The organism is Kitasatospora sp. NPDC101157, from assembly GCF_044768255.1.
Taxonomy (GTDB): Bacteria; Actinomycetota; Actinomycetes; order Streptomycetales; family Streptomycetaceae; genus Kitasatospora.
Genome location: NZ_JBIWPL010000003.1, coordinates 464,426 through 488,180, shown reverse-complemented (window position 1 = coordinate 488,180; position 23,755 = coordinate 464,426). Strand labels below are relative to the sequence as shown.

General features: G+C 74.0%; 20 protein-coding genes. 8 read left to right on the top strand and 12 right to left on the bottom strand.

Annotated elements, in window-relative coordinates; genetic code table 11:
• Positions 1 to 119: 119 nt before the first annotated feature.
• The gene (locus ACIRVF_RS08985) at positions 120 to 572 is read left to right on the top strand and encodes a MarR family winged helix-turn-helix transcriptional regulator (protein WP_402815603.1); all 453 of its coding nucleotides are present in this window, start codon (positions 120 to 122) and stop codon (positions 570 to 572) included.
• 39 nt (positions 573 to 611) lie between these two features.
• Here ACIRVF_RS08985 and ACIRVF_RS08980 read toward each other — a convergent pair whose 3' ends face one another.
• The 5 genes from ACIRVF_RS08980 to ACIRVF_RS08960 all read right to left on the bottom strand — a co-directional run bounded on the left by ACIRVF_RS08980 (position 612) and on the right by ACIRVF_RS08960 (position 6,056).
• The gene (locus tag ACIRVF_RS08980) at positions 612 to 1,187 is read right to left on the bottom strand and encodes a GTP-binding protein (protein WP_402815602.1); all 576 of its coding nucleotides are present in this window, start codon (positions 1,185 to 1,187) and stop codon (positions 612 to 614) included.
• Positions 1,188 to 1,266: 79 nt separating this feature from the next.
• Positions 1,267 to 1,650 carry a DUF742 domain-containing protein gene (locus tag ACIRVF_RS08975; protein WP_402815601.1) on the bottom strand — a complete coding sequence of 128 codons (384 nt, stop codon included), beginning with the start codon at positions 1,648 to 1,650 and terminating at the stop codon, positions 1,267 to 1,269.
• On the bottom strand, positions 1,647 to 2,081 hold the full coding sequence (locus ACIRVF_RS08970; RefSeq protein WP_402815600.1) for a roadblock/LC7 domain-containing protein: 435 nt from the start codon (positions 2,079 to 2,081) through the stop codon (positions 1,647 to 1,649). The genes ACIRVF_RS08975 and ACIRVF_RS08970 overlap by 4 nt, the downstream gene beginning before the upstream one ends.
• A complete protein-coding gene (locus tag ACIRVF_RS08965) occupies positions 2,081 to 4,285 on the bottom strand; it encodes an ATP-binding protein (RefSeq protein ID WP_402815599.1) in 2,205 nt (734 codons plus the stop codon). The genes ACIRVF_RS08970 and ACIRVF_RS08965 overlap by 1 nt, the downstream gene beginning before the upstream one ends.
• Before the next feature lie 415 nt (positions 4,286 to 4,700).
• Positions 4,701 to 6,056, bottom strand: coding sequence for an acyl-CoA dehydrogenase family protein (locus ACIRVF_RS08960; protein ID WP_402815598.1), 1,356 nt, complete (start codon positions 6,054 to 6,056; stop codon positions 4,701 to 4,703).
• Positions 6,057 to 6,485: 429 nt separating this feature from the next.
• Between ACIRVF_RS08960 and ACIRVF_RS08955 the strand changes: the two genes are divergently transcribed.
• The 3 genes from ACIRVF_RS08955 (at position 6,486) to ACIRVF_RS08945 (ending at position 11,988) form a co-directional block, all read left to right on the top strand.
• Entirely contained in the window at positions 6,486 to 7,562 is a 1,077-nt protein-coding gene (locus ACIRVF_RS08955) for a GAF domain-containing protein (protein WP_402815597.1), read from the top strand.
• Positions 7,563 to 7,877: 315 nt separating this feature from the next.
• The gene (locus ACIRVF_RS08950; protein ID WP_402815763.1) at positions 7,878 to 9,512 is read left to right on the top strand and encodes a lipase maturation factor family protein; all 1,635 of its coding nucleotides are present in this window, start codon (positions 7,878 to 7,880) and stop codon (positions 9,510 to 9,512) included.
• Between the two features lie 205 nt (positions 9,513 to 9,717).
• The gene (locus ACIRVF_RS08945) at positions 9,718 to 11,988 is read left to right on the top strand and encodes a hypothetical protein (RefSeq protein WP_402815596.1); all 2,271 of its coding nucleotides are present in this window, start codon (positions 9,718 to 9,720) and stop codon (positions 11,986 to 11,988) included.
• Positions 11,989 to 12,100: 112 nt separating this feature from the next.
• Here ACIRVF_RS08945 and ACIRVF_RS08940 read toward each other — a convergent pair whose 3' ends face one another.
• Both ACIRVF_RS08940 and ACIRVF_RS08935 read right to left on the bottom strand, forming a co-directional pair.
• Entirely contained in the window at positions 12,101 to 13,123 is a 1,023-nt protein-coding gene (locus tag ACIRVF_RS08940; RefSeq protein WP_402815595.1) for a transglycosylase SLT domain-containing protein, read from the bottom strand.
• 57 nt (positions 13,124 to 13,180) lie between these two features.
• Positions 13,181 to 14,014 (bottom strand): helical backbone metal receptor, encoded by an 834-nt coding sequence (locus ACIRVF_RS08935; RefSeq protein WP_402815594.1) that lies wholly within the window; start codon positions 14,012 to 14,014, stop codon positions 13,181 to 13,183.
• A 153-nt stretch (positions 14,015 to 14,167) separates the two neighbouring features.
• Here ACIRVF_RS08935 and ACIRVF_RS08930 point away from each other — a divergent pair, with 153 nt between their 5' ends.
• Genes ACIRVF_RS08930 through ACIRVF_RS08920 form a run of 3 tightly spaced genes read left to right on the top strand, consistent with a single transcriptional unit; the run spans position 14,168 to position 17,178 of the window.
• A complete protein-coding gene (locus tag ACIRVF_RS08930; RefSeq protein WP_402815593.1) occupies positions 14,168 to 15,244 on the top strand; it encodes an ABC transporter substrate-binding protein in 1,077 nt (358 codons plus the stop codon).
• A 3-nt stretch (positions 15,245 to 15,247) separates the two neighbouring features.
• Entirely contained in the window at positions 15,248 to 16,339 is a 1,092-nt protein-coding gene (locus tag ACIRVF_RS08925; RefSeq protein ID WP_402815592.1) for a FecCD family ABC transporter permease, read from the top strand.
• Positions 16,336 to 17,178: an ABC transporter ATP-binding protein gene (locus ACIRVF_RS08920; RefSeq protein WP_402815591.1), complete on the top strand. Its 843-nt coding sequence runs from the start codon at positions 16,336 to 16,338 to the stop codon at positions 17,176 to 17,178. The genes ACIRVF_RS08925 and ACIRVF_RS08920 overlap by 4 nt, the downstream gene beginning before the upstream one ends.
• On the opposite strand, the gene ACIRVF_RS08915 is transcribed toward ACIRVF_RS08920, so the two are convergent.
• The 4 genes from ACIRVF_RS08915 to ACIRVF_RS08900 all read right to left on the bottom strand — a co-directional run bounded on the left by ACIRVF_RS08915 (position 17,163) and on the right by ACIRVF_RS08900 (position 21,933).
• Positions 17,163 to 18,149: an L-tyrosine/L-tryptophan isonitrile synthase family protein gene (locus tag ACIRVF_RS08915; RefSeq protein WP_402815590.1), complete on the bottom strand. Its 987-nt coding sequence runs from the start codon at positions 18,147 to 18,149 to the stop codon at positions 17,163 to 17,165. The genes ACIRVF_RS08920 and ACIRVF_RS08915 overlap by 16 nt on opposite strands.
• Before the next feature lie 101 nt (positions 18,150 to 18,250).
• Complete coding sequence (locus ACIRVF_RS08910) at positions 18,251 to 19,711, bottom strand: cytochrome P450 (RefSeq protein WP_402815589.1); 1,461 nt, start codon at positions 19,709 to 19,711, stop codon at positions 18,251 to 18,253.
• A gap of 42 nt (positions 19,712 to 19,753) precedes the next feature.
• On the bottom strand, positions 19,754 to 21,049 hold the full coding sequence (locus tag ACIRVF_RS08905; RefSeq protein WP_402815588.1) for an MFS transporter: 1,296 nt from the start codon (positions 21,047 to 21,049) through the stop codon (positions 19,754 to 19,756).
• A gap of 320 nt (positions 21,050 to 21,369) precedes the next feature.
• Positions 21,370 to 21,933: a sigma-70 family RNA polymerase sigma factor gene (locus tag ACIRVF_RS08900; protein WP_402815587.1), complete on the bottom strand. Its 564-nt coding sequence runs from the start codon at positions 21,931 to 21,933 to the stop codon at positions 21,370 to 21,372.
• 94 nt (positions 21,934 to 22,027) lie between these two features.
• On the opposite strand from ACIRVF_RS08900, the gene ACIRVF_RS08895 reads away from it, so the two are divergent.
• Positions 22,028 to 22,294: a zf-HC2 domain-containing protein gene (locus tag ACIRVF_RS08895; protein WP_402815586.1), complete on the top strand. Its 267-nt coding sequence runs from the start codon at positions 22,028 to 22,030 to the stop codon at positions 22,292 to 22,294.
• Between the two features lie 331 nt (positions 22,295 to 22,625).
• Here the strand turns inward: ACIRVF_RS08895 and ACIRVF_RS08890 are convergent, their stop codons facing one another.
• Positions 22,626 to 23,555: a hypothetical protein gene (locus ACIRVF_RS08890; protein WP_402815585.1), complete on the bottom strand. Its 930-nt coding sequence runs from the start codon at positions 23,553 to 23,555 to the stop codon at positions 22,626 to 22,628.
• Positions 23,556 to 23,755 lie beyond the last annotated feature (200 nt).

Sequence of the window (23,755 nt, the reverse complement as noted above, 5' to 3'; positions counted from 1 at the left end):
CCTGTAGCGGCTCCTCCAGTCGAAGTATTTGCAGAGACCGGTTATCGGCGCCAACTGGCATACTTGTGGGAGAGGAGACACCACAGGGCACACGGAGCAGGGCGAAGGGAAGGCGAGCCATGTCCATCCGCGACGACGCGGCCGAGGTTCGGGCCAGTGGCTGGCGGACGCTCGCCGCACTGCACGGGTTGATCGATGCCGCGCTGGAGAAGGCGCTCCAGGCGGAGCACAGGCTCTCGGTGGTCGAGTACACGGTGCTGGAGGCGCTGTCCCGGCAGGACGGCTGGCACATGCGGATGCAGCAGCTGGCCCGCGCGGCAGCGCTGAGCAGCAGCGCGACCACCCGGCTGGTCAGCCGCCTGGAGGACCGCGGCCTGCTGGGCCGCTACCTCTGCGCGGACGACCGGCGCGGCATCTACACCGAGCTGACGCCGGAGGGCCGCGCCCTGCTGGAGGCCGCCCGCCCGGTGCACGACGCCACCCTGGAGGCGACCCTGACCCAGGCCGCCGAACTCCCCGAGCTGGCCCCGCTGGTGGACGCGCTCGCCGAACTCACCCCGGCCAAGTCCTAGCCCGGGCGCCGGGTCACTGCCGCCGGGCCCGGCGCGGCCTCACCGCCGTCCGGCGGTCAGTGCGTCCCGGTGCACCCGGTCGAGCAGGGCGAGCAGCAGTTCCTTGCTGGACGCCCGCTCCCGGACGTCGCACAGCACCACCGGCACCTCCGGCCCGAGGTCGAGGGCGCGGCGCACGTCCTCCGGGGTGGCCTCGCGGCGGCCGTGGAAGCAGTTGACCCCGATGGCGAACGGGATGCCGCGCTGCTCGAAGAAGTCCACGGCGGCGAAGCTGGATTCGAGCCGCCGGGTGTCCGCGAGGACGATCGCGCCGAGGGCGCCGAGCGCGAGGTCGTCCCACATGAACCAGAACCGGAACTGCCCCGGGGTGCCGAAGAGGTAGAGCACCAGGTCCTCGCGGACGGTGATCCGGCCGAAGTCCATCGCCACCGTGGTGGTGGACTTGTCCTGGACGCCTTCGAGGCTGTCGATCCCGATGCTGGCTCGGGTCATCCGCTCCTCGGTCTGCAGCGGTTCGATCTCGCTGACCGAGCCGACCATGGTGGTCTTCCCGACGCCGAAGCCGCCGGCGACGAGGATCTTGACCGCGCCCGGCACCAGGCTCTGGGTCGTCAATTCGGGTCTCCTGGAAGGGAACTGGGAGTTTCGAGGAGGGCGGGGGAGGGGGAGGGCGGATCCGGGCCGTCGCCGTCCTTCAGAGCCGGCGGACGCCCTCGATCACCGCCTGGATCAGCGAGATGTCCGGCGCCTCGGCGAGCTGGACCGGGGCCCGGGTGAGGATCAGCCGGGCCTCCGCCAGGTCGTCCAGCAGCACCTTGACCACGCTCACCGGCAGGTCCATGGTGGCCGCGATCTCGGCGACGGCCAGCGGGCGTTCGCGGCACATGTCGAGGATCGCGGCCGGCTCGGGGGTTAACCGGCTGGTGTCGGTGCGCGGGTCGGCGGTGACCACCAGGGTGATCAGCGCGAACCCGTCACGGACCGGGCCGGTGCGCCCGTTGGTGATCGCGTAGGGGCGGACCAGGTGGCCGGCGTCCTTGTCGTAGAACCAGCCCTCGTCGGCGTCGGCGATGGTCACGCACCGCCACCCGCGCCGACCTGGCCCGCGTCGCTGCGCGGCGCCGCGGTGAGGTACTGGCCGACCTGCTTGACCAGCATGTTGATCTCGTAGGCCATCAGCCCGGCGTCCACCTGCTCGCTGGTGAGCACGGCGAGCCGCGCGCCCTGCCCGGCGGTGGTGACGAACAGGAACAGCTGGTCCATCTCGACGACGGTCTGGCGCACCCGCCCGCCGTTGAAGCGGTGCCCGGCGCCGCGGGCCAGGCTCTGCAGGCCGGAGGCGACGGCGGACAGGTGCTCGGCGTCGGCCCGGTCGAGGCCCTGGGACGTGCCGACCAGCAGACCGTCCTCGGAGAGGACGATGGCGTGGCGGGTCTCGGGTACCCGCGCCACCAGCTGGTCCAGCAGCCAGTTGAGGTCGCGCTGGGTGTCGGTCTGCTGCTGCGTCATCACTGCTGTTCCTTGGCTTCCTGAACGGCGGAGGCTTCCGCGGCTTCCTCGGGGGCGGAGGCCGCGGCCGGGTTGGGGGCGGTGGCGGGCGCGTCCGGTGCGGACCCGGCCGCGCGGGCGCTCCGGGTGCCGCGCTGGATGGCGGCCATGGTGGCGCGGGACCGCGCCGGCGAGGGGTCGTCGGCCTCACCGAACCGCGGACCGGCCGGGGCGGCCTGGGCCCCGTACGGCGCTTGGGCCCCGTACGGCGCCGGAGCGGCGGACGGTGACTGCGGCGGGGCCGGCACGGCCGACGGCGGGATCATGCCGCCGGGCGCGTTGGCCTCGCGGAGCTGCTCGGCGAGGCTGGCGTTGCGGACCCGCTGCGGCAGGACCCGCGGGGTGCGCAGCTCGCCGTCCGGGCCGTGCTCCACGTGGTCCTCCTGCGGGCGTTCGTGGGTGGGCGTCGACCGGTCGGCGGGAACTCCGTCGAACCCGGCCCCGGAGTCCGCGAGCGACCCGGTCGCGTCGCCATGGGCGCCGGCGTCACCGGCGGGCCCGGTTACGGGTCCCGACGCGGCTCCCGATCCCGATGCCACTCCCGGAGCCACTCCCGGCGCCCCTCCCGATGCGAGCCCGGCGACGAGTTCCGCCGACGGGTCGGTCGGCAGGTCGTACGGACGCGGCAGCGCGGGCCGGGGGACCACCACGGCGCCGGGCAGTCCGGGGATCTCGGCGCCGACCGGCAGTCCGGCGTTCTCGGGGGCGGTCCCGCCGACCACGCCGTCCGGCCGCCCGAGCAGCTCACCGGTGATCACTCCGCCGCCGTCCGCACCGGAGGCGAAGGACGCCGGCGCCGCGCCATCAGCAGCCGCAGCCGCGTCATCAGCAGCCGCGGCCGCCGCCGCATCGGCGCCGGTCGCAGTCCCCTCGGGACCGGCCGGCCCGCCGCCGAGCAGCCCGCTGAGCACTCCCGCCAGCGCGCCCGACAGCTCCCCGTCGATGTCGTCCGGGTCGCCGTCCGACGGCCGCGGCTCGGGCGCCGGGGTCCGGGTGACCCGGGCGCCGGACGGCAGCCCGGGCACCGCGGCCGGCTGTTCGGCCTGCTCCAGCAGTACCGAGGGCACCAGCACCACGGCCCGGGTGCCGCCGTACGGCGAGGGCCGCAGGGTGACCTGGATGTCGTGCCGGGCGGCCAGCCGCGCGACCACGAAGAGGCCGAGCCGCAGGTCGTCCCCGAGCGCGGAGACGTCGAGCTCGGGCGGGTTGGCCAGGTACTCGTTGAGCCGCTCGTACTCCTCCTCGGTCATGCCGAGGCCGCGGTCCTCCACCTCGACGGCCAGGCCCTTGGGGACCTCCTGCGCGGAGACCTGCACCTGGGTGTACGGCGGGGAGAAGGTGGTGCCGTTCTCGATCAGCTCGGCGACCAGGTGGATCACGTCGGCGACGGCCTGTCCGCTGAGCGAGGCGCGCGGCACGCCCTGGACGACGACCCGGGCGTAGTTCTCGGTCTCGGAGACGGCGCTGCGCAGCACGTTGACCATGGGCACGGCGTTGCGCCAGCGCCGGGCGGGCAGCGCGCCGCCGAGGATGACCAGGTTCTCGGCGTTGCGCCGCATCCGGGTGGCCAGGTGGTCGACCGCGAACAGTTCGCGCAGCAGCTCGGGTTCCTCGTGCTCGCGCTCCAGCGCGTCGAGCATGCTGATCTGCCGGTGGATCAGGATCTGGGTGCGGCGGGCGATGTTGAGGAAGACCTTCTTGGTCCCCTCGCGGCCCTGGGCCTGGTGGACGATGGCGGCGACGGCCGCCTGCCGGACGGCGGCCAGCCCGTCGGAGGTCTGCTGGACCTCGTCGCCGACCCGCCGCGACGGCGTCCAGGTGGGCGGGGTGGGCACCGGCTCCCCGGCGCGCAGCCGCCCGACGACGTCGGGGATCTCCTGCTGGGCGAGGGCGAGGGTGTCGCTGCGCAGCCCGGCCAGCCGGGCGGACAGGGTCCGGGCGGCCCGGACGCCCCGGATCAGGCTGATCAGCAGCACCACCGCGACGACGGCGGTGCCGGCCACCAGCGCGGTGCGGTTCCCCGCGTCGCGCAGCTGGTAGGCGGCGTAGCCCCAGGCGGCGGCGAGGCCCAGGCTGGGGACCAGCACGAGGGCGAGGAGCGAGCTGCGGAGGGAGCCGGACCGGCCGGCGCGGTGGCCCGTGCGGGGGGCCGATATGCCTGGCATCTGATTCCTTGTTGCAGGGCCGAGTTGCAGGCCGGGTCTCGGGTCCGAACGGCGGATCGGCCCGAGCGGCCCGGACGGGCTTCAGGGCGCCGTGGCCGGGGTCGCCGGACTCGGTGACGCGGTGTCACCGTCCGGGCGTGGTGGTGCAGCGCGGCCGCCGACGGCAGGAAACCTATCAGTCCCAGGTGGCCTCATCGCAACATCAACTGACGATATGTGAACGGCTGATGGCAGTGCGGGCAGGTCGCGAGCGGAGTGTTCGCCGACGGAACGCCGCAGGTCAGTGCGGGTGCCGCCAAGCGGAGACGGCTCCTCGGGAGGCCGGGCGGGCCTCCCGAGGAGCCGTCAGGAACAGGTCAAACCACCACCGTGCCGAGGATTCGCCACTGTCCCGGCGGCGGTTCCTCACGGTGGATCAGCTCGCCGCGGAGAGCGGCACCACCCGGCCGTACCGCTCGTACCGCCCGTCCGCCGCGGAGGTCACCGAGGTCGCGGGGCCCGCGGAGGCCGCGGGGCCCACGAAGCCGGTGGGGAGCGCGGACGCCGAGGCGGCCTCGGACTCCAGCTGGTTGAGCTCGGTCCACGCCCAGCTCGCCAGGTCGGACAGCTCGGCCGACCACTGCTTGCCGTACGTGCCCGCCGCCACCTGTCCGAGCCGCAGCTTCTGCACGTCCGAGGTGCCGGCCGGGGCGTAGATGTGGGTGGCGTCCCGCAGGTAGCGGATGACGTTGTGCTCCTCCTGGGTACCGCGCGCGGCGAAGATCTCCATCGCCTGGCGCGCCGAGTCCATCGCGTACTCGGTGTTGATGAGCTTGGCGTTCATCAGCTCGGCGTCGCAGGCCTTGCCGTGGTCGAGCAGGTGCGAGGCGTGGTAGGCCGCCAGCTTGGCCGTCATCAGCCGGGACTGCATCTCGCCGAGCTTCAGCGCGATGCTGTTCAGCTGGCTGATCGGCCTGCCGTAGAGCGCCCGCTCCTCGGCGTAGCGCACGGTGTCCTCCACCACGGCGACGTGGATGCCGAGCGCGACGGCGCCGAGGTTGAGCCGCCCGTACAGGGTGGAGGAGGAGTACGCGACGTCGAGGCCCTGGCCCTCCTCGGCGAGCCGGTTGCCGACCGGGATCCGGCAGTCCTCGAAGACGAGTTCGCCGAAGCTGAAGCCGTGGAGGCCGCCCTGGGTACCGATCGCGCCGGCGCGGAAGCCGGGCCGGTCGCTCTCGACCAGGAAGGCGGACAGGCCCTTGCTGCCCTTGTCGGTGCGGAAGACCACCCCGTGGACGTCGCCGATGTGCGAGTTGCCGACGAACACCTTGCGGCCGTTGAGCACGTACTCGTCGCCCTCGCGGCGGGCGGTGCCGGCCATGCCGAGCACGTGGCCGCCGGACTCCGGCTCGGTGACCGCGATCGTCGGCAGGGATTCTCCGGACGCGAACTTCGGCAGCCAGGCGCGCCGCTGGGCGTCCGAACCGAAGTGGATGACCTTGGCGACGCCGAGCTGCGAGGCCTGCGCCATCGCGCCCATCGCGCCGCTGACCCGCGCCAGCTCCTCCACGATGATGGTCTTGGCCAGGTGCCCCAGACCCAGGCCGCCGAACTCGCGCGGGATCGTGACGCCGATCCAGCCGCGGCGGGCGATCTCCCGTGAGAGCTCGAACTCGATCTCCCGGTCGGCCTCCATTCTGGCCACCTGAGGACGCACCTCCTTCTCCGCGAACTCACGGACCTCCGCCCGGAGGCTCTCGTGTCGCTCGTCGGTGAAGTAGTCCATCGCCATGCTTGGTCCTCTCGTTCCGGTGGGTGTCGTGCCTCCGTTCACGCCGTAGATGCCGCTCCGGCCGCTCCCCCGGCGAGATGAGGGTGGGGGTGTGGAGGTGTGGCGGTGCCGATCGCGTCGAAGCCATCGGTGCATGCGGACCTTGGACCGGTGCCTCCCGTGGGGCTGGGAAACTACCGTCCGTGTCTTCGGCAGGGCTCATTGTCATATGTGCACATGGGCCCCACACATAGTTGATCTTGGATTGGCGGGATTCGGCCCGTCCTGTCGGCGACGGGTTTTACCACCGCGTCGGGTGGGGATTGACCTTGCCCCGCTCCGGCGGTGTGCCGCGAGGTCGCTCACATGCCGCTTTGACTGTGCATCAGCAAGGGGGGCGATCGGTCCCGATAACACCGTGGCGCCCGGATGTCTGATTACATGTGCGCCATGACTGATGTGATGAGCACTCAAGGCCAGTTCCCGGGTGCTGCCGGGGAGTCCGAGCGGACCCGCAGGCTGCGCAGCCTGGGTCTCAACGAACCCTCCGCGGACGAGGCCTTCGACCGCTTCGCCCACCTGGCAGCCAGCATCACCCGCGCTCCCATCGCGATGGTCAACTTCATCAACGACGAGCGCCAGATGTTCCGGGGGCTCTACATTCCGCCAAACTCGGCCGACGTCGCGGCCGAAGAAGGCGCCTCCTGGGCGGATCGGGGCATCGCCTTCGACCTTCCGACCCGGCAGATGCCGATGAGCCACGGCTTCTGCCCGCACGTCGTCGCCCAGCGTTCGCCCCTCGCGCTGGACGACATCCTCGCCTACCCCCGGTTCGCCGGGAACCCCGTCGTGGACGAACTGGGCGTCCGGGCCTACCTCGGAGCCCCCCTCGTCGACGACACCAACACCGTCATCGGCACCGTCTGCGTCCTCGACCGGGAACCCCGGCAGTGGGGGCGCGAGCGCCTGCGCGACATCCAGCACCTCGCCGAGGCGCTGCTCTCCGAGATCCGGCTGCGCGACAACCTCCTCGCCCAGCAGCAGGAGATGTTCGCGGCCTTCGACGGTTCCCCGTTCCCCATCATGCTGACCGACGGGCCCGGCCAGGAGATCCGCTACGCCAACGCCCAGCACGCCGACACCTTCGGCGCCCCGGTGGCGTACGGATCGATCGGCACCGCCTACCCGCAGCTCGGCGCGGCCGGCCTCCAGCAGGCCGTCTCGGAGGCGTACCACACCGGCCGCGCCACCGTCCTCAACGACGTCCGGGTCCAGTCCGGCCGTCCCGAGGCGCAGCGCATCCAGCAGATCTTCAGCTTCACCTGCACCCCGCTGCGGATCGCGCGCACCGGCCAGGTCAACGGCGTCCTCACCGTCGGCATGGACGTCACCGCCCAGTCCCGTACCGAGGAGGAACTCGGCACGCTGGCCGCGCTGCTGGTCGACCGGCTCCAGCAGAGCGGCGCCGCCACCCCGACCGGCCGGCCGGGCGTCGCCGGCGGGTCCGGACTCGTCCTGCCGAGCTGAGCGGCCGACCGTCGCCCGTGCGCGGCAGCGCGGCCCGCGGGGGCACCAGCCGTCCGCACCGTCCGTACCCGCAGTTCCGTCCGTTCCGTCCCCATCGTCCCCACCGTCCGTACTGTCCGTACCGTCCGCCACCGTGGCGGGGCGCCTCTCACCCCCGAGGAGAGGCTCCCCGCCACTCTGTCGTCCGGGACCGCACCCGCCGCCCGCCGTGCCCGCGCCCGCCGCCCGGGCCGAGCGGGTGAACCGTCCGCCGACCCCGCCCCGGCCGGGCCCCGCAGCCGGCCGCCGATGGTAGGCATGGGCCGCATGGACTGGATGGACTGGTTCGCCGCCCCCGACTACTGGCTGAGCCGACTGCTCGTCCAACGCCTGCTCGCCGGCCTCTACCTCATCGGATTCCTGGCCGCCGCCGCGCAGTTCCGCCCCCTCATCGGCACCGACGGCATGCTGCCGGTGCCCCGCTTCACCGCCCGGGTGCCCTTCCGCCAGTCACCCGGGATCTTCCACCTCCACTACAGCGACCGCTTCTTCGCCTCCGTCGCCTGGAGCGGCGCCGCGCTGTCCGCCGCCGTCGCGGCCGGGCTCGCGGACGCCGTCCCGCTCTGGGCCTCGATCCTGCTCTGGGCGGCGCTCTGGCTGCTCTACCTCTCCATCGTCAACGTCGGGCAGACCTGGTACTCCTTCGGCTGGGAGTCGCTGCTGCTCGAAGCGGGCTCCCTGGCCGTCTTCCTCGGCAACGCCGACACCGCACCGCCCACCCCCGTGCTCTGGCTGATGCGCTGGCTGGTCTTCCGGGTCGAGTTCGGCGCCGGACTGATCAAACTGCGCGGCGACACCTGCTGGCGCGACCTGACCTGCCTGCGGTACCACCACGAGACCCAGCCCATGCCCGGACCGCTCAGCTGGTTCTTCCACCACCTGCCCGACCCGCTGCACCGGGTCGAGGCGGCGGCCAACCACCTCGTCCAACTCGTCGTCCCGATCGGCCTGCTGCTCCCGCAGCCGGTCGCGACCTACGCGGCCTGCGCCGTCGTCGCCACCCAGCTGTGGCTGATCGCCTCCGGCAACTTCGCCTGGCTCAACTGGCTGACCGTCGTCCTCGCCCTCGCCGCCGTCGAACCGTCCCGCCTCGGACTGCCGCGCCGCGCCCACGACTTCCCCGGCGCCCCCGTCTGGTACCAGGCACTCGTGGCCGCCGTGACCGGGGCCGTCCTGGTGCTCAGCTACTGGCCGGTGCGGAACATGCTCTCGCGCGGCCAGGTGATGAACCGCTCTTTCAACCGGCTGCACCTCGTCAACACCTACGGCGCCTTCGGCAGCGTCAACCGCCTCCGCCAGGAGGTCGTGGTCGAGGGCACCGACGAAGCCGTGCTCACCCCGCACACCGTCTGGCGCGAGTACGGCTTCAAGGGCAAGCCCGGCGACGTGCGCCGCCTCCCGCGCCAGTACGCCCCCTACCACCTGCGGCTGGACTGGCTGATGTGGTTCGCCGGCATCTCCCCGGCCTACGCCCGCCCCTGGTTCCTGCCCTTCGTCGCCCGCCTGCTGACCGGCGACCGTGCGACCCTGCGGCTGCTGCGCCACAACCCCTTCCCCGACGCCCCACCGACCCACGTCCGGGCGACCCTCTATCTCTACCGGTTCACCGGATGGCGCGAACTGCGGGAAACCGGCGCGTGGTGGCACCGCACCGCGCTCCACGAGTACCTCGCGCCGGTCGACCTGCCCACCCTCGGGCGGGCCGGCTTCCGTCCGCCGCTCGGCCGCCCGGCCCGCGGCGTCCGTGACGTCCCGCTGGACCGGCTGCGGCGCCCGCGCCCGCGCCGGGCGGAACAGCCGGGCGGACGGCCGGGCGGACAGCCGGGCGGACGGCCGGGTCGACCGTCCGCCCCGCCGTCCGACCACCCGTACGGACCAGGGCCGGACCACCCGGGCGGACCTCCCGGGTAGCGGCCACGCGAGCGGTATGGCACACGACACCGGCCCGTCCGGCGGTGGGTGCGTGCAAGGCTCGAACGGGCACCCGTATTCTGGGCCTCCACAACCGGCAGCCCGTCCGCGTGCCCCCGTGTCCCGCCCCAGGGGCACCCCGCGCAACCGGTCCGCCGCCCCCTCGCCGCCAGCCCCGCCGTCGTCGCCCAGAACCGGACCTCACATGACAGTGCTTCACTCGCGCAACGCCGACGCAGCCGACCCGGCGGACGTCGCCGACGCCGCAGACGTCAAGGACCCCCAGGACGCCGCTGCGGAGCCCGACCTCCGCGAAGACCTCGGCCGCTACGCCGAACTCGGGGCCTTCACGCTCAGCGCCGACACCCACGCCTGGTACGCGGCCGTCGACACCGTCGCCACCCCGGAGGACGCCCGCGCCGCCTCCACCGCCCTCGCGGAACTGCGTGGCCGCGATCTGCAGCAGACCTGGGAAGCCGTCACCGCCCTGGCCGCCGAGGCCAAGCTGGACGAGCCCGACACCGTCGCCAAGGCCGCGCTGCTGGTCGAGATGCTCCAGCGCGTGCACCGCACCTCCGCCACCCTCAGCACCGCCGCGTACGACGCCGACCTCGTCGCCCTGGCCGCCGCCACCGCCGACAGCACCTGGCGCCGCGAGAACGGCGTCAAGCTCTCCTGGCTGCGCGGCCGCTCGCTGCGCAAGCAGGCCGCGGCCCTCGCCCACGACCGCAAGGTCCGCCGCGAGGACCTGCACGAGGCGCTGACCTCCGCCGAGATCGAGCGCCGCGCCTGGGCCGCCCTCGCCCCCGCCGGCAGCCTCCCGAGCGTGCCCGCCGACGGCGACCTCGTCGAGCGCACCGCCCAGGCCTTCGAACCGATCAACACCGGCCTGCGCGGCCTCGCCCGCCTGCTGCCCGACCACGACCTGGACGGCCTCGCCTTCACCGAACTGGCCGACCTGGTCGAGCGCCTCGCCGCCGACGAGGGCACCCTCTACCGCCTGCCCACCATCCGCAGCCTGCGCGCCACCCTTGAGGAGGCCGGCCTGGCCGACCTGCTCGCCGAACTCACCGCCGCCAAGGCCGACCGCCGCGCAGCCGAGGCCGCGTACGCGGCGCGCCAGGCGCTGGCGGGCGGGCAGCGGGACGGGCTGGCGGCGGAGCCGGTCGTCGCGGAGACGGAGGCCGAGGTCGACGTCGACGTGGATGCCGACGCCGAGGCTGAGGCCGAAGCCGCTGCGCGTCAGGCGCTGGCCGGTGGGCAGCGGGACGGGCTGGCGGCGGAGCCGGTCACCGAGACCGCCGAGACCGCCGAGACCGCCGAGACCGCTGAGACCGTTGAGGCCGCTGAGGTAGCTGAGGCCGCTGAGGTAGCTGAGGCCGACACCGAGGAGCTGGCCGCCGAGACGGCTGCTGACACCGAGGCCGACGCTGAGACCGAGGTCGAGAGCGGTGCCGAGACGTCGGACGCCGAGCTGACCGAGGGCGGGGCCGAGGCCGTTGAGGCGGCGTCGGGCTCGGACGTCGACTCCGCCGAGAACGAGCCGGGTTCGGTTGCGGTTGCGGTGGAGGAGGTGACGGAGGAAGCCCCGGCCACCGTGGTGTCCCTCCCGGCGCCCTCCCCGGCCGCCGACGACCTGGTCGCCGCCGCGACGGCCGCGCTGGTCGAGGCCGCAGCGGTGGACGAGTCGGCGGAGGAGGCCGACGAGGTCGAGGCCGAGGAGCCCGTCGCCGAGGTCGAGCTCGAAACCACGGCGGACGCCGAGGTCGAGGCCGCGGTTGAGGCCGAGCCGGAGGCCGTCGAGGTCGAGGCCGCTGTGGAGGCCCCTGCCGTTGAGGCGGAGCCGGTGACCGAGGCGGAGGCCGTCGAGGAGGCTCCGGCCGCCGAGGTCGAGGAGCCCGAGGCCGTCACCGAGGAGCCCTCCGTCGAGATTGCGGAACCGGTCGAGGCCGTGACCGTCGAGGCGGAGACCGCCGCTGAGGTCGAGGAGCCCGTCGCAGAGTCGGAGGACACTACGGAGGCTCCCGCCGCCGAGGTCGAGGGCACCGTCACGGAGCCCGAGGCCGTCGAGGAGCTTCCCGCAGCCGACGCAGAGGAGCCCGCCGCAGAGCCTGAGGCGGTCGTCGAGGCCTCCGTCGCTGCCGACGAGCCCATCACGGAGGAGTCCACCGCGGAGGAGTCCACCGCGGAGGAGTCCACCGCGGAGGAGCCCGTCACCGAGGCCCAAGCCGTCGAGGCCCCCGTCGTGGAGGCCCCCGCCGGCCGTCCCGCGAAGCCGGACTTCACGCCCGGCCGCCCCGTGACCGCCTACTCCGCCGACGAACTGCTCGCCGTCGTCCGATGGATCGACGCCGACGGAACCGAGCGGAGCGACGAGGAGCTGCTCCGCGCGGCCATGAAGGAGCTGGGCTTCGCCCGTCTCGGCCCCCGGATCAAGGAGGCGCTGGGCGCCGCCGTCACCACCGCGCGCGGCTGACGCCGGCCGGCAGCCGTACGCCGCAGGGCCCGGGACGCACTCGCGTTCCGGGCCCTGCGTCATGCAGCGGCCGTAGCGGCCGCAACCACCAGGAGCACGAAGGGAAAAGGGGTCAGCCGGCCTTGTTCCACGGCTGGCCGGCCATCAGCGCCTTCACGTTGGAGACGTACTTCTGGTTGGGGATGTCCAGGCTGCCGACGACCTCGCCCGTGGTCGGGTCGGTGACGGCGTTGTAGTGCACGTTGCCGGCGCCCGCGTTGTACGCCGAGATGACCAGGTCGAGCAGCGGGGTCTTGCCGGTGGCCGGGTCGGGTGAGAGGTCGTACTTGCCGCCGAAGGAGGAGTCGCCGTAGTAGGCGACCAGCCAGTCGAGCAGCTGGGTGCCGAGCTGGACGTTCCCGTTGAGCGTCTTGGGGTCGGAGTTGGTGCCGTACTTGCCGTTCATCCAGCTGACGGTGTTCTGCATGATCTGCATGGTGCCGATGCCGCCGTCGCAGGCCAGGATGCCGGACTGCCAGCCGCTCTCCTGCCAGGCGATGGCCTTGACCAGGTTGGCCGGCAGCGGCGGGAGCTTGTCGGTACCGCCCGAGCTGAGGGTGAGCACCCGGGACTGCCCGGCCGCCGCGGTGAGGGCCGCGCCGACGGCCGCCTTGGGCTCGTCGGGCTGGGGCTTGCTGGGCTGGCAGCCGCTCTGCAGCGGGGGCACGTGCGGGACGGGCGGCGCGGGCGGCGGCGGGAGGGCCACGGCGCCGGGCTTGGCGGTGGGGACCGGCGCGGGGATGGCGGGCTTCTCGACCGGCGGCTGGGTGGCGGGTGCGCCGGCCGCGCTGCCGCCGCCGCTCCTGGCGTTGCCGCCCTGGGCGCCGGGCGTGGCCTTCGCCGACTTGCTCGGGCCGGCGCTCGGGCTGTGCGAGGCGCCGGCGGACGCCGAGCCGGTGGGCGTCGGGGTGGCGCTCGCGGACGGGCCGGCGCTCGCCGTCCCGCTGGGTGTGGCGTCGGCGGCCGTGAGCGTGGTGCTCGCCGCCGCGTTCGGTTGCTTGTCGGCGCTCTGGGTACCGCAGCCCGCCAGGACGGCGGTCGAGACGGCGACGGCGGAGACCAGGACGGTCGTCCGCCGGGTGGTGCTCAACTTCATGGTTCGTCCCCCCACTTGCCCCCGGGAATCCGATGATCCCGGCGAGTGGCGGTCATCCTACGATGTGGTCCCTCCGCCCGGTACGAACGGGTGGTCGACCGCCTGCCGGAGGACGGACGGAGCGGTCACGAGGGAGGGCCCGTACCAGGTCAGGTGCCGTCCGCTGACCAGCGCGACCGGGATGCCGGGGAACGCTTCCGGGCCGTCCCCGGCGGTGAAGCGGTACGGCTCGTCCGGCAGCACCGCCAACTCCGGTCGGACCGCCAGCAGTTCGGGCAGCGGCACGGCCGGGTAGCGCTCGGGGTGGTCGGCGTGGACGAGCCGCAGGCCGAGGCGGTGCAGCAGGTCCCCGGCGAAGGTGTCGCGGCCGAGCACCATCCAGGGGCGGCGCCAGATCGGCACGATCGCCCGCGGGCCGTCCGCCGCCGGCCGTACGTCCCCGGTGGCCGCCGTCGGCCGTACGTCGTGCCAGGCGGCTTCCGCCCGGTCCAGCCAGGCCGGGCGCGGCAGTCGGCAGGCCACGGTGAGCAGCCGGTCCAGGGAGCGGAAGGCACCGTCCAGGGTGCGGATGTCGGTGACCCACACCGGTACCCCGGCGGCCCGCAGCGCGTCCAGGTCGGGGCGGCGGTTCTCCTCGTCGTTGGCGATCACCAGGTCCGGGGCCAGCGCGAGGATCCCCGGGAGGTCCGGGTTCTTGGTGCCGCCGATCCGGGCCACGGCCAGGTCGGCGGGGTGGCTGCACCAGTCGGTGGCGCCGACCAGCAGACCGGGTGCGGTGGCCGCGACGGCCTCGGTCAGCGAGGGCACCAGCGAGACCACCCGGCGCGGTGGGAGCGGACCGAGCGGTACCGGCAGGTCGAGGTCGTCGCGCGGGGCGGTGGGATCGGCCATCCGGCCACCCTATGCGTGCTCCGCCGGGTGGGCCGTCGGAGGACCGCGAATCGCAGGGTGATCCCCGGGAACCCGGCGCGACCCCGGCCCGACTACCTGATCCGGGTCCGCAGCGCGGACCCCCGGCACGGTCACCCCACCAGGAGAGTTCTCATGCGCCCTCGCGTCGTCTACGGCATCGCGGCCGCCGTCGCCCTGTTCGCCACGGCCTGCGGAAGCGGCGGCGGGGGCAGCGCCTCCGTCACCGTCCGGCCCGTACCGGCGGGGGGCTTCCCCGTCACGGTCACCGACTGCGCGGGCAAGGAGACGACCGTGGCCAAGGCCCCGGCCAGGATCGTCACCAGCAACGCGGCGAGCCTGGAGATGCTGCTCCAACTCGGTGCGGGCGACCGGGTGATCGGCACCGGCTTCCCGCCCGGCAAGGGCACCCTGCCGTCGGCGCTGGCCGAACAGGGCGCCAAGGTGCCGGTGCTCGGGGACAAGGCGATTCCCAAGGAGAAGCTGCTCGGCTCCGGCGCCGACCTCTACGTGGACACCTTCGGCGCGATGCCGATGATGGGCGGCGGAGCCACCGGTCCCAGCGAGGCGGAGTTCGCGGCGGCCGGCATCCAGCACGTCTTCCTCCTCTCCACCGCCTGCGCCGGCACCCCGAAGGCCGCCAAGGCGCCGCGCACCGACCTCGCCGGGATCGAGGAGGACATCCGCCGCCTCGGCGCCGTCACCGGCACCGCCGCTCGCGCCGAGGAACTCGTCACCGGGATGGAGAAGCGGGTCGGCGAGGTCCGCACCGCACTCGCCGGCGTCCCGGAGGACAAGCGGCCCGGCTACTTCGTCTTCGACTTCGACGCCGGGACGAAGCAGCCGGTCGCGGTCTGCGGCCGGCAGGTCGCCAACGCCGTCATCACCCAGGCCGGGGCCCGCAACGTGTTCGCCGACTGCGACGCCGACTTCAAGCCCGGCTCCTGGGAGGACGTCGTGGCCAAGAACCCGGACTGGATCCAGCTGGCCGTGCGCAACCGGGGCAGCGAGGAGGCCACCCGCAAGGCCTACGACGACGCCGAGGCCTTCCTGCGGGGCTTCCCGGCGACCCAGGGCCTGAAGGCCGTCCAGGAAGGGCACTTCGTGCGGCTCGGCTCCGAGGTGACCACCATCGCGGGGGTGCGCAACGCCGACGCCGTCCGGCAGATCGCCGCCACCGTCCACCCCGAGCTCGTCAAGGGCGGGCAGTAGACGGTGACTTCGGCCCTTCACGCCGCGCGTGACCGGGAGACCGGCCGCCCGGCCCGCACCCTGCGGGCCGGGCGGCTGGCCGCCGCGCTGGCCGTCGCCCTGCTGCTCGCGCTGACCGCCGCCGTCTCGCTCGGTCCGGTGGACCTCCCGCCCGGCGAGGTCTGGTCGGTGGTCGTCCACCACCTCACCGGTCGTGCGCCCCAACCCGGCACCCGCGACCTCATCGTCTGGCAACTGCGCGTTCCGCGAGCGCTGTTGGCCGCCGTGGTGGGTGCCGGACTCGGCCTGGTCGGCACCGCCGTCCAGGCCCTGGTCCGCAACCCGCTCGCCGACCCCTACCTGCTGGGCATCTCCTCCGGCGCCTCCCTCGGGGCGGTCGCCACCATCGTCCTCGGCACCGCCTTCGGCCTGGAACTCTCCTTCGGCAGCGCGCTCGGCCTCACCGTCTCCCTGGCGGCCTTCGCCGGCGCGCTCGCCGCGTTCTCCCTGGTCTGGCTGATGGCCCGGCGCGGCGGCGGCTTCTCGCCACTGCGGCTGGTGCTGGCCGGCATCGGCATCGCCCAGTTCCTCGGCGGCATCACCAGCTACCTCGTCCTGCAGACCAGCGACGAGCAGCAGACCCGGGGAGTGCTGTTCTGGCTGATGGGCAGCCTGGGCGGCGCCGTCTGGGCCCAACTCGCGGTCCCCGCCGTGGCGGTGGCACTCGGGTCGGCCCTGCTCCAGGCCCGCGCCCGCGGCCTCAACGCGATGCTGATGGGCGACGAGACGGCCGCCGGGCTCGGCGTGGACGTCACCCGGCTGCGCCGGGAGGTCTTCGTCGTCACCAGTGTGCTCACCGGAGTACTGGTCGCCGTCTCCGGGGCGATCGGCTTCGTCGGGCTGATGGTGCCGCACGTCTGCCGGCTGCTCGTCGGTGGCGACCACCGGCGGCTGCTGCCGCTGTCCGCCCTCACCGGGGCGGTGCTCCTGGTCGTGGTCGACACCGTGGCCCGCACCGCCCTGGACGGCCAGGAACTGCCGATCGGCGTGGTCACCGCCGTACTCGGCGCCCCCACCCTGCTCTACCTGCTGGACCGACGACTGGAGCGCAGTTGAGGATCGCCGTCGAGGACCTGAGCGTCGCCCTGGCCGGGCGCACGGTGGTGGCCGGGGTCCACCTGGTCGCCGAGGAGGGGGAGATCGCCGGGCTGGTCGGGCCCAACGGCAGCGGCAAGTCCAGCCTGCTGCGCACGGTCTACCGGCACCTGCGGCCGAGCGCCGGGCGGGTGCTGCTGGCCGGGCAGGACCTGGCGGCGCTGCGGCCCGCACAGTCCGCCCGGCACATCGGCGCGCTGCCCCAGGAGCGCAGCGGCGATTTCGAGTTGAGCGTGCGCGAGGTGGTGGCGATGGGCCGCACCCCGTACAAGCGGGCGTTCGCGGCCGACGATCCCGAGGACCACCGGATCACCGCCGAGGCCCTGCGCCGGGTCGGCATGGCCGACGCCGCGGAGCGCCGGTTCGCCCAACTGTCCGGCGGCGAAAGGCAACGGGTCCTGCTGGCCCGGGCGCTCGCCCAGCAGCCGGACGTCCTGGTGCTCGACGAGCCGACCAACCACCTGGACGTCCGCCACCAGGTCGAACTCCTCGCCCTGCTGCGGGAACAGCGCCGCACCACACTGGTCGCGCTGCACGACCTCAACGCCGCCGCCTCGGTCTGCGACCGGCTGCACGTGCTGCACCGCGGCGCGCTGGTGGCCTCCGGGGCGCCGCGCGAGGTGCTGACCGCCGACCTGCTGGCCGAGGTCTTCGGCGTACGCGCCGCGGTGGTCGACCACCCCCTCACCGGCGACCCGTTGATCGCCTTCGACCACCGCTCCCCGGCCGTCGCCGCCCCCGAGCCGCTCCGCCGGCCCGGCCCTCCGCCCGGGGCGGTCAGGCCTCAGCTGCTCTCGTAGTGGCTCGGCCGGCCGTTCCGCTCCACCGGCCGGCCGAGCCGGGCGGCCTCCTCGTTGCGGAGCAACTCCCAGCGGCCGTCCGGCCGGTGGAGCACGGCCGAGTGCCACGGCGTCATCCAGGCGTCGGCCGCCGCCAGCAGCCGGATGCCGAACTTGGCCGCACCGGCGGGCTGCGGGTGGATGGACAGCCGGACCGCGCGGGGGTGCCGCTCGGCGATCAACTCACCCCACGCCCTGCTGCGTTGGATCACCGCGTAGGCGCGGCGGCGGCACTCGCGCTGCAGGGCGGACCGGGTACCGGGGAAGCCCGTGCTGTCCTCGGTGAGGAAGCGGGTGATACCGCGGTAGAGCCGCAGGGTCTCCTGCTCGGTCAGCACCTGCTCGCGCAGTTCCTCGACGCTCGGCGCGTAGCGCTCGTGCACCCGGGCGCGCTTCTCGTCGTACGGCAGGTCGCCGAGCACCGCCCGCAGGTCGAAGGTGTCGAGGTGTCGCAGGCCCTCGCGCTCGATCATCGCGGTCAACTCGTCCGAGTACTCGTCGATGTGGTCGTCGGGGACGTTGATCAGGTCGCCGAAGATGTGGCCGTCCGAGCAGATCAGGATGCGTGCGCCGGGCGGGTGGATCCGGCCTATCCGGGTGCAGAGCTCGTCGAGGAAGGTCAGGGACAGTCGCTCGCCCTCGTCCGGCAGGTGGCCGAGCACTTTCGCCGGGTTCGGCGACTTGCACGGGAAGCCCGGCAGGGTGAAGACGATCGGCGCGCCCGCGTCGATGAAGTCGGCCAACTGCGCGAGCTGGAAGGGAAAGTGCTCGGGGCGGGCGTCGAACTCCGGGTCGGCGGCGCGGCGGTGCGGGAGCAGCATCCCGAGGACGCGGGCGGCGAGCCGCTCCGTCGACCGCTGCTCGGGGGTGCCGGTGATGCTGGTGACGAAGGGGGTGGCGGCGGTGGCGGGGGCGGTGCCGACGGGCGGCATGATGGATCTCCTCCATGGACGGGCGGGCGTACGGGCTTCGGGCAGGCGGAGCCGGGGGTGGGGCCGGTCGGGCGGCCGGGCGGGCGGCGAGCTCGTCGTGTTCAGTCGCGCCGGTCGTAGGCGACCGGCAGCCGGTTGACGCCCCGGGCCAGGACGGCGGGGATCCAGGCGAGCTCGTCCAGGCCGTCCCCGGGCGCTACGGCCGGGCGAAGCCCGGGCAGCCGGGTGAGCAGGGTGCCGACGGCGATCTGGAGTTCGGCCCGGGCCAGGGCCGCGCCGGGGCAGTAGTGGATGCCGTGGCCGAAGGCGAGGTGGGTGTTCGGCGTGCGGTCGAGGTCGAGGTGGTCGGCCCCGGCGAACTGCTCCTCGTCGCGGTTGGCGGCGCACAGCGAGACGATCACCGAGTCGCCCGCCGGAACGGTGGTGCCGAACAGGTCGCTGTCCTCGGCGAAGAAGCGCCAGGTGGTGAGCTCGAACGCGGCGTCGTGGCGCAGCAGTTCCTCCACCGCGCGGGCCAGGCGGCCGGGATCGTCGAGGCCCGCGCGCAGTTCGGCGAGTTGTTCGGGGTGGCGCAGCAGGGTGACCAGCATGGTGGTGATCTGGTTGGTGACCGGCTCCTGTCCGGCGACCAGCAGCTGGAACACGATCGAGTCCAGTTCCTCGCGGCTCAACTCGCCCGCGTCGTGGGCCGCCACGAGCCGGCCGAGCAGGTCCTCGCGCTCGTCCAAGCCGGGGGCGAGGTGGTCGGTGCGCTTGCGGGCGACCACCTCGGCGATGTACGTCTGCAGGCCGCGCAGCCGCGCCTCGTACGCCGGACGCCCCGGGTCCTGGGGGCCGACCGGCTGGACCACCTTGCCCCAGTCGCGGTCGAAGCGGGCCGCCAACTCGGCGGGCAGGCCGATGACTTCGGCCAGCACCCGGAAGGGGTAGTGGGCCGCGAAGCCCGCCACCAGATCGGCGCCGCCGGTGGCGGGCAGCCCGTCCACCAGGGCGTCGGCCAGCTCCTGCAGCCGGGGGCGCAGCGACTCCACCCGGCGCGGGGCGAAGGCGTCCAGCACCAGGCGGCGCATCGCGGTGTGCTTGGGCGGGTCCTGGTGCAGCAGGTGGACCTGGAGCTGGGAGTGCTGGGGCTCCGGCATGATCGAGGCGAGTCGACGCCAGTTGTCGTTGCCGAGGGCGTGGTTCTTGCCGAGCCGCGGGTCGTTGAGGGTCGCGTGGGCGGCCTGGTAGCCGGTGACCAGCCAGGCGTGGATGCCGCTCGGGAACTCCACCCGGTGCACCGGTCCGGCCTCGCGCATCCGGCGGTAGAGGGGGTACGGGTCGGTCTTGTAGTCCGGGCCGTACAGCGGGACGGGGGTGGGCAGCCGATCGTGGCCGTACGGGCAGCGCGGTGCTCCGGCCGTGGGATCGGTCGCGGGTCCGGCCGTGGTCGTGGTTGTGGCGGTGATCGTGGCCGTGGTCGTGACCGTGGTCGTGAACGTGGTCGTGGTCGGGTCGTCGGTGTGGGTTTCGGGTTCGGGTTCGGCCTCCGCCGGGGGCGGGGTGCGGACGGGGTCGGTCATGTGGGTCCTCCAGAGGGGCGGGAGCGGGATCTCGGGCGGCTGTCAGGACTGCGGGCGGCGGTACCGGGCGAGCAGGACCACGGCGGTGGCCGCGATCAGGGCGGCCAGGGCTGTGCCCGCGCGGGTCCCGGCGCCGGGCCGGTCGCCCGCCAGGGCGGCGGCGGTGGCCAGGGCCGGACCGAGGGCGAAGCCGAGGCTGCGGGAGAGCTGGACGGCGGAGCCGGCGGTGGCGAGCCTCCCGGGCGGGGAGGCGGTCATCACCAGCGCCTGGGTGGGGCCGCCGTTGAGGCCCATCCCGGCACCGGCCAGGGCGAGCCGCGCGGCGACGTCGAGGGTGGACCAGCCGGCGTCCACCGGGACGAGCAGTGCCAGACCGCAGGTGGTGAGGACGGCGCCGGCGAGCGCGGTCGGCCGGGCGCCCCAACGGTCGGCCAGTCGGCCGCCGACCCGTCCGGCCAGCACCATGCCCAGCGGAAAGGCCAGCATGGTCAGCGCGGTGGCGGTGGCGCTCTCACCGCGCGGGCCGCGCAGGTACTGGACGAGCAGGTACTGGCAGGCCGCGAAGCCGGCGGCGAGCGCGAGCACCGAGGCGTTCACCCCGGCGGTCCCGGCGGCCCGCAGCACCTCCGCGACCGGCCGGCCGCCCGGGCGGCGCAGCCAGAGCCGCACCAGCGGCGTGGCGGGCAGCGCGAGCAGCAGCCACGGCGGGGCCTTCGGTGCCAGGGTGAGTCCGAGCAGGACGGCGGCGACCGCGGCGCCGATCAGGGCGGCGTCGCCCAGCGAACCCCGGTCGGGCAGGCGCAGTCGGCCGCTTCGCGGGGCGTTCCGGTGCACGATCAGGACGGCGGCCAGGCAGACCGGCAGCTTGACCAGGTAGATCGCCCGCCAGCCCAGGTGGTCCAGCAGCAGGCCGCCGACCACCGGTCCGGTGACGGCCCCGAGCGGTCCCAGCGTCGCGGGCACGCTCATCGCCCGCCCGCGCAGCTCGGGCCGGACGGACGTCGCGGCGAGCACCGGCATCAGGACGAACAGCACGGCACCGAAGGAGCCTTGGAGCAGGCGTGCGGTGATCAGCCAACTCGCCCACGGCGCAAGGGCGGCCAGCACGCTGCAGGTAGCGAAGCAGCTGACCGCGAGCAGCAGCGCGGACCGGGTTCCGACCTGGTCCAGCCATCGCCCGGCCGGCAACAGTAGGGCGACCAGGGGCAGTTGGTAGCCGAGAACGGCCCACTGGGCGACACCGGCGGAGACGTGCAGGCCGGAGGAGATGTCGGTGAGCGCCAGATTGACCACGTTCATGTCGAGCATCGCGACGAACGAGAGCAGCCCGGCAGCCACGACCAGGCTCCATCGGTCGACGTGGCCTTGCTGACTTGTCGTCAGGTCGCAGATGCGTGACTGGTTCCGCGCCCGCACGAAGGTCCTCCGCTCCCGCTGTTGTACCGGGCGCCGCCTCGGCGGCGGCGTCCGGTACAGCAGTCGGAGGCGCGGGGGCCCTGGTTCCGAACACTTGGGGGAATTTTCCCGGGCGAACAACTTTCAGCGAACGGATGACAGATGACAGCTTTCGAAATCTGTTATCCGTTCGCTGTCATCTGTTAGCCGTCAGCCGTCAGCCGTCAGCCGTCAGCCGTCGTCTGTCCTCCGGCCCCCGGTGCTCAGCACGCCGTCGCGAGTTCCCCGGCCTCGGCCGCCCGCAGGCGCGCTATCAGCTCCTCGCGCGCCCGGGCGACCCGGGAACGGACGGTGCCGACCGGGCATCCGGCGACCTCGGCCGCCTCGGCGTAGCTCAGGCCGACCACCTGGGTCAGCACGAAGGCTTCCCGCCGCTGCGCCGGTACCCGTTCGAGCAGGTCCCCGAGGGCGATTCCGTCCTCGAACCCGGCCGCCGGGGCGCCGCCCTGCCATTCCGCCGCCTCCTGCCAGTCCGGCAGCGCCGCGCAACGCGGCCGGGCGGCGGCCATCCGGTAGCGGTCGATCACGGTGCGCCGGGCGATCGACAGCAGCCAGGTGCGGGCCGAGGAGCGCCCGGCGAAGGCCGGGAGGCCGCGCAGCGCCCGCAGGAAGGTCTCCTGGGCGAGGTCGTCGGCGGACTGCACGTCGGTCAGGTGGGCGACGAAGCGCCAGACGTCCCGCTGGGTGGCCCGGACGAAGGCCTCGACGTCGGCGGCCCGCCCCGACCGGGCGGTCAGTGCGAGCGCCGTGAGCTGGTCGTCATCCACGGCGGCCTCCGACCCTGACGATCCCGATCTCGCGAGCTTCCCCGGAGGTGACCCGTCCGGTCCCGGCCCGGCAGCCGTGCGGGACGATGGTCGTATGAGATGCGCGCAGTTCCGTACCGCTCTGTCCGCCCGGCTCGACGGCGAACCGAGCGGTCTGCCCGGCATCCGGCTGGACAAGCACCTGACGCGTTGTACCGGCTGCCGGGAGTGGCTGGAACGGGCCGAGCGGCTGCGCGACCAGGTGTCGGCGGTCACCGCCGACGGTCCGTCGGAGGCGTGGACGGCCGGGCTGCCGGCCCGGCTGGGTGTGGACGCCCCGGTCGGTCACGCGCCGGAGGGGCCGCAGACCGCGGAGCGGTAGGACGGTGGCGCCGGTGCGAACCGGTGCGCCGTCGAAGTGAGGCATGGGAAGGTCCCGAGAGGAAGGCTGGGAACGGCGCCGCGCACGGCGGCACCGCAGGCGTCCATGGGCCGACCGCGCGGCACACCGCACCTCCCGCGGAGGAGGTCGGCGGACGCGGACAGCGGCCCGGGCCCTGACGGCACGGCGGCACGGCGGCGCGAGGTGCGACGGCACTGGACGTGACGGCGCTGGGCGCGGCGCGCGGCGGCGCGGCAGGGCGACCTGCCCGACGCGGAGGTCCCAGGGGCGGCCGGAGTCCGGCCGGACGGGGAGGAGCGCGGCGGGCGCGTCAGCAGGCGGGCGCGAACGCCGGCGGCCCCCGCCGGACGACGGCATGAGTGAGCAGGACCGACCGAAGCGGCCGGGCCGACCGGTCGGCGGGCCGGGGCGAGGCAGGTGGCCGGTACCCGAGGGGGCGGGCGAACAGTGCCAGCAGCGGGAGCAGCAGCGCCCCCGCGACCACCGTCCCGAGCGCGGCCAGCAGCTCGAAGACCCGGACCAGCGCGGCGTCACCGCGCCAGAGCAACAGCGCACAGGCGAGCGCCGCCACGACGTGGGCGAGTGCCATCCCGGCCGACATGCCGTGCGACATCCCGCCGGACATCCCTCCGGACATCCCGCCGGCCATCTGACCGGAGATGTGGCCGGACATTCCGCCGGACATCTGGTGCGGCACGCCCGGGGGCATGCCCGGCATTCCGGTCATCCCCGGCATGCCCGTCGCCCCCGACAGGCCCATGTCCACGGCCGTCCCGTCGACCGGTCCCGCCGCCCCGTGGTGCATCCCCGCCATGGGCCGCAGGCTGCCGCCGGCCGGCGCGACGTCCGGGTCGATGCCCGCCATCCGCGCCAGCTCGACGGGCGAGATCCCGCCGCCGGCCCGGTCCGGGTTGCAGAGCAGCAGGGCGGCCCAGTCCGTGCCGGCGAACCGGGCGAGACCGGCGCCCCCGCGGCCGACCGTCCCGGCCTGTTGGAACAGCAGGTGCAGCGCGCTCTGCGCCGCGACCATCCAGACGCCGATCACACCGATTCCGCGCCGCTTCCCGGCCAGCAACCAGGTCAGGCCGAGGACGGCCCCGAACGCGCCGAGCAGCACGGGCGGCGACACTCCGGCCCCGGCCATGGTGACGTGCGCCGTGGCGGCCATCGCCACGCACAGCGCGGCGAAGACCGCGGCGCGCAGCAGGCGGATCCGGTCGGTCATCACGATGGCACTCATCGTCGCACCCACCGCCTCCCGGCCGGACCGCACCCTCCGGTCATGGCCGGATCCGGCCCGTGAGACCATGCCCGGCCCGTCAGGTCGACCGATCAACGGCTTTTAGCACGGTTCCACCCGGTCGCCCAACCGGCTTGACACGCGCGCCTTCCGCTCACTACATGTGCACACTCCAGCACAGAACGTACGTGTCAAGACGA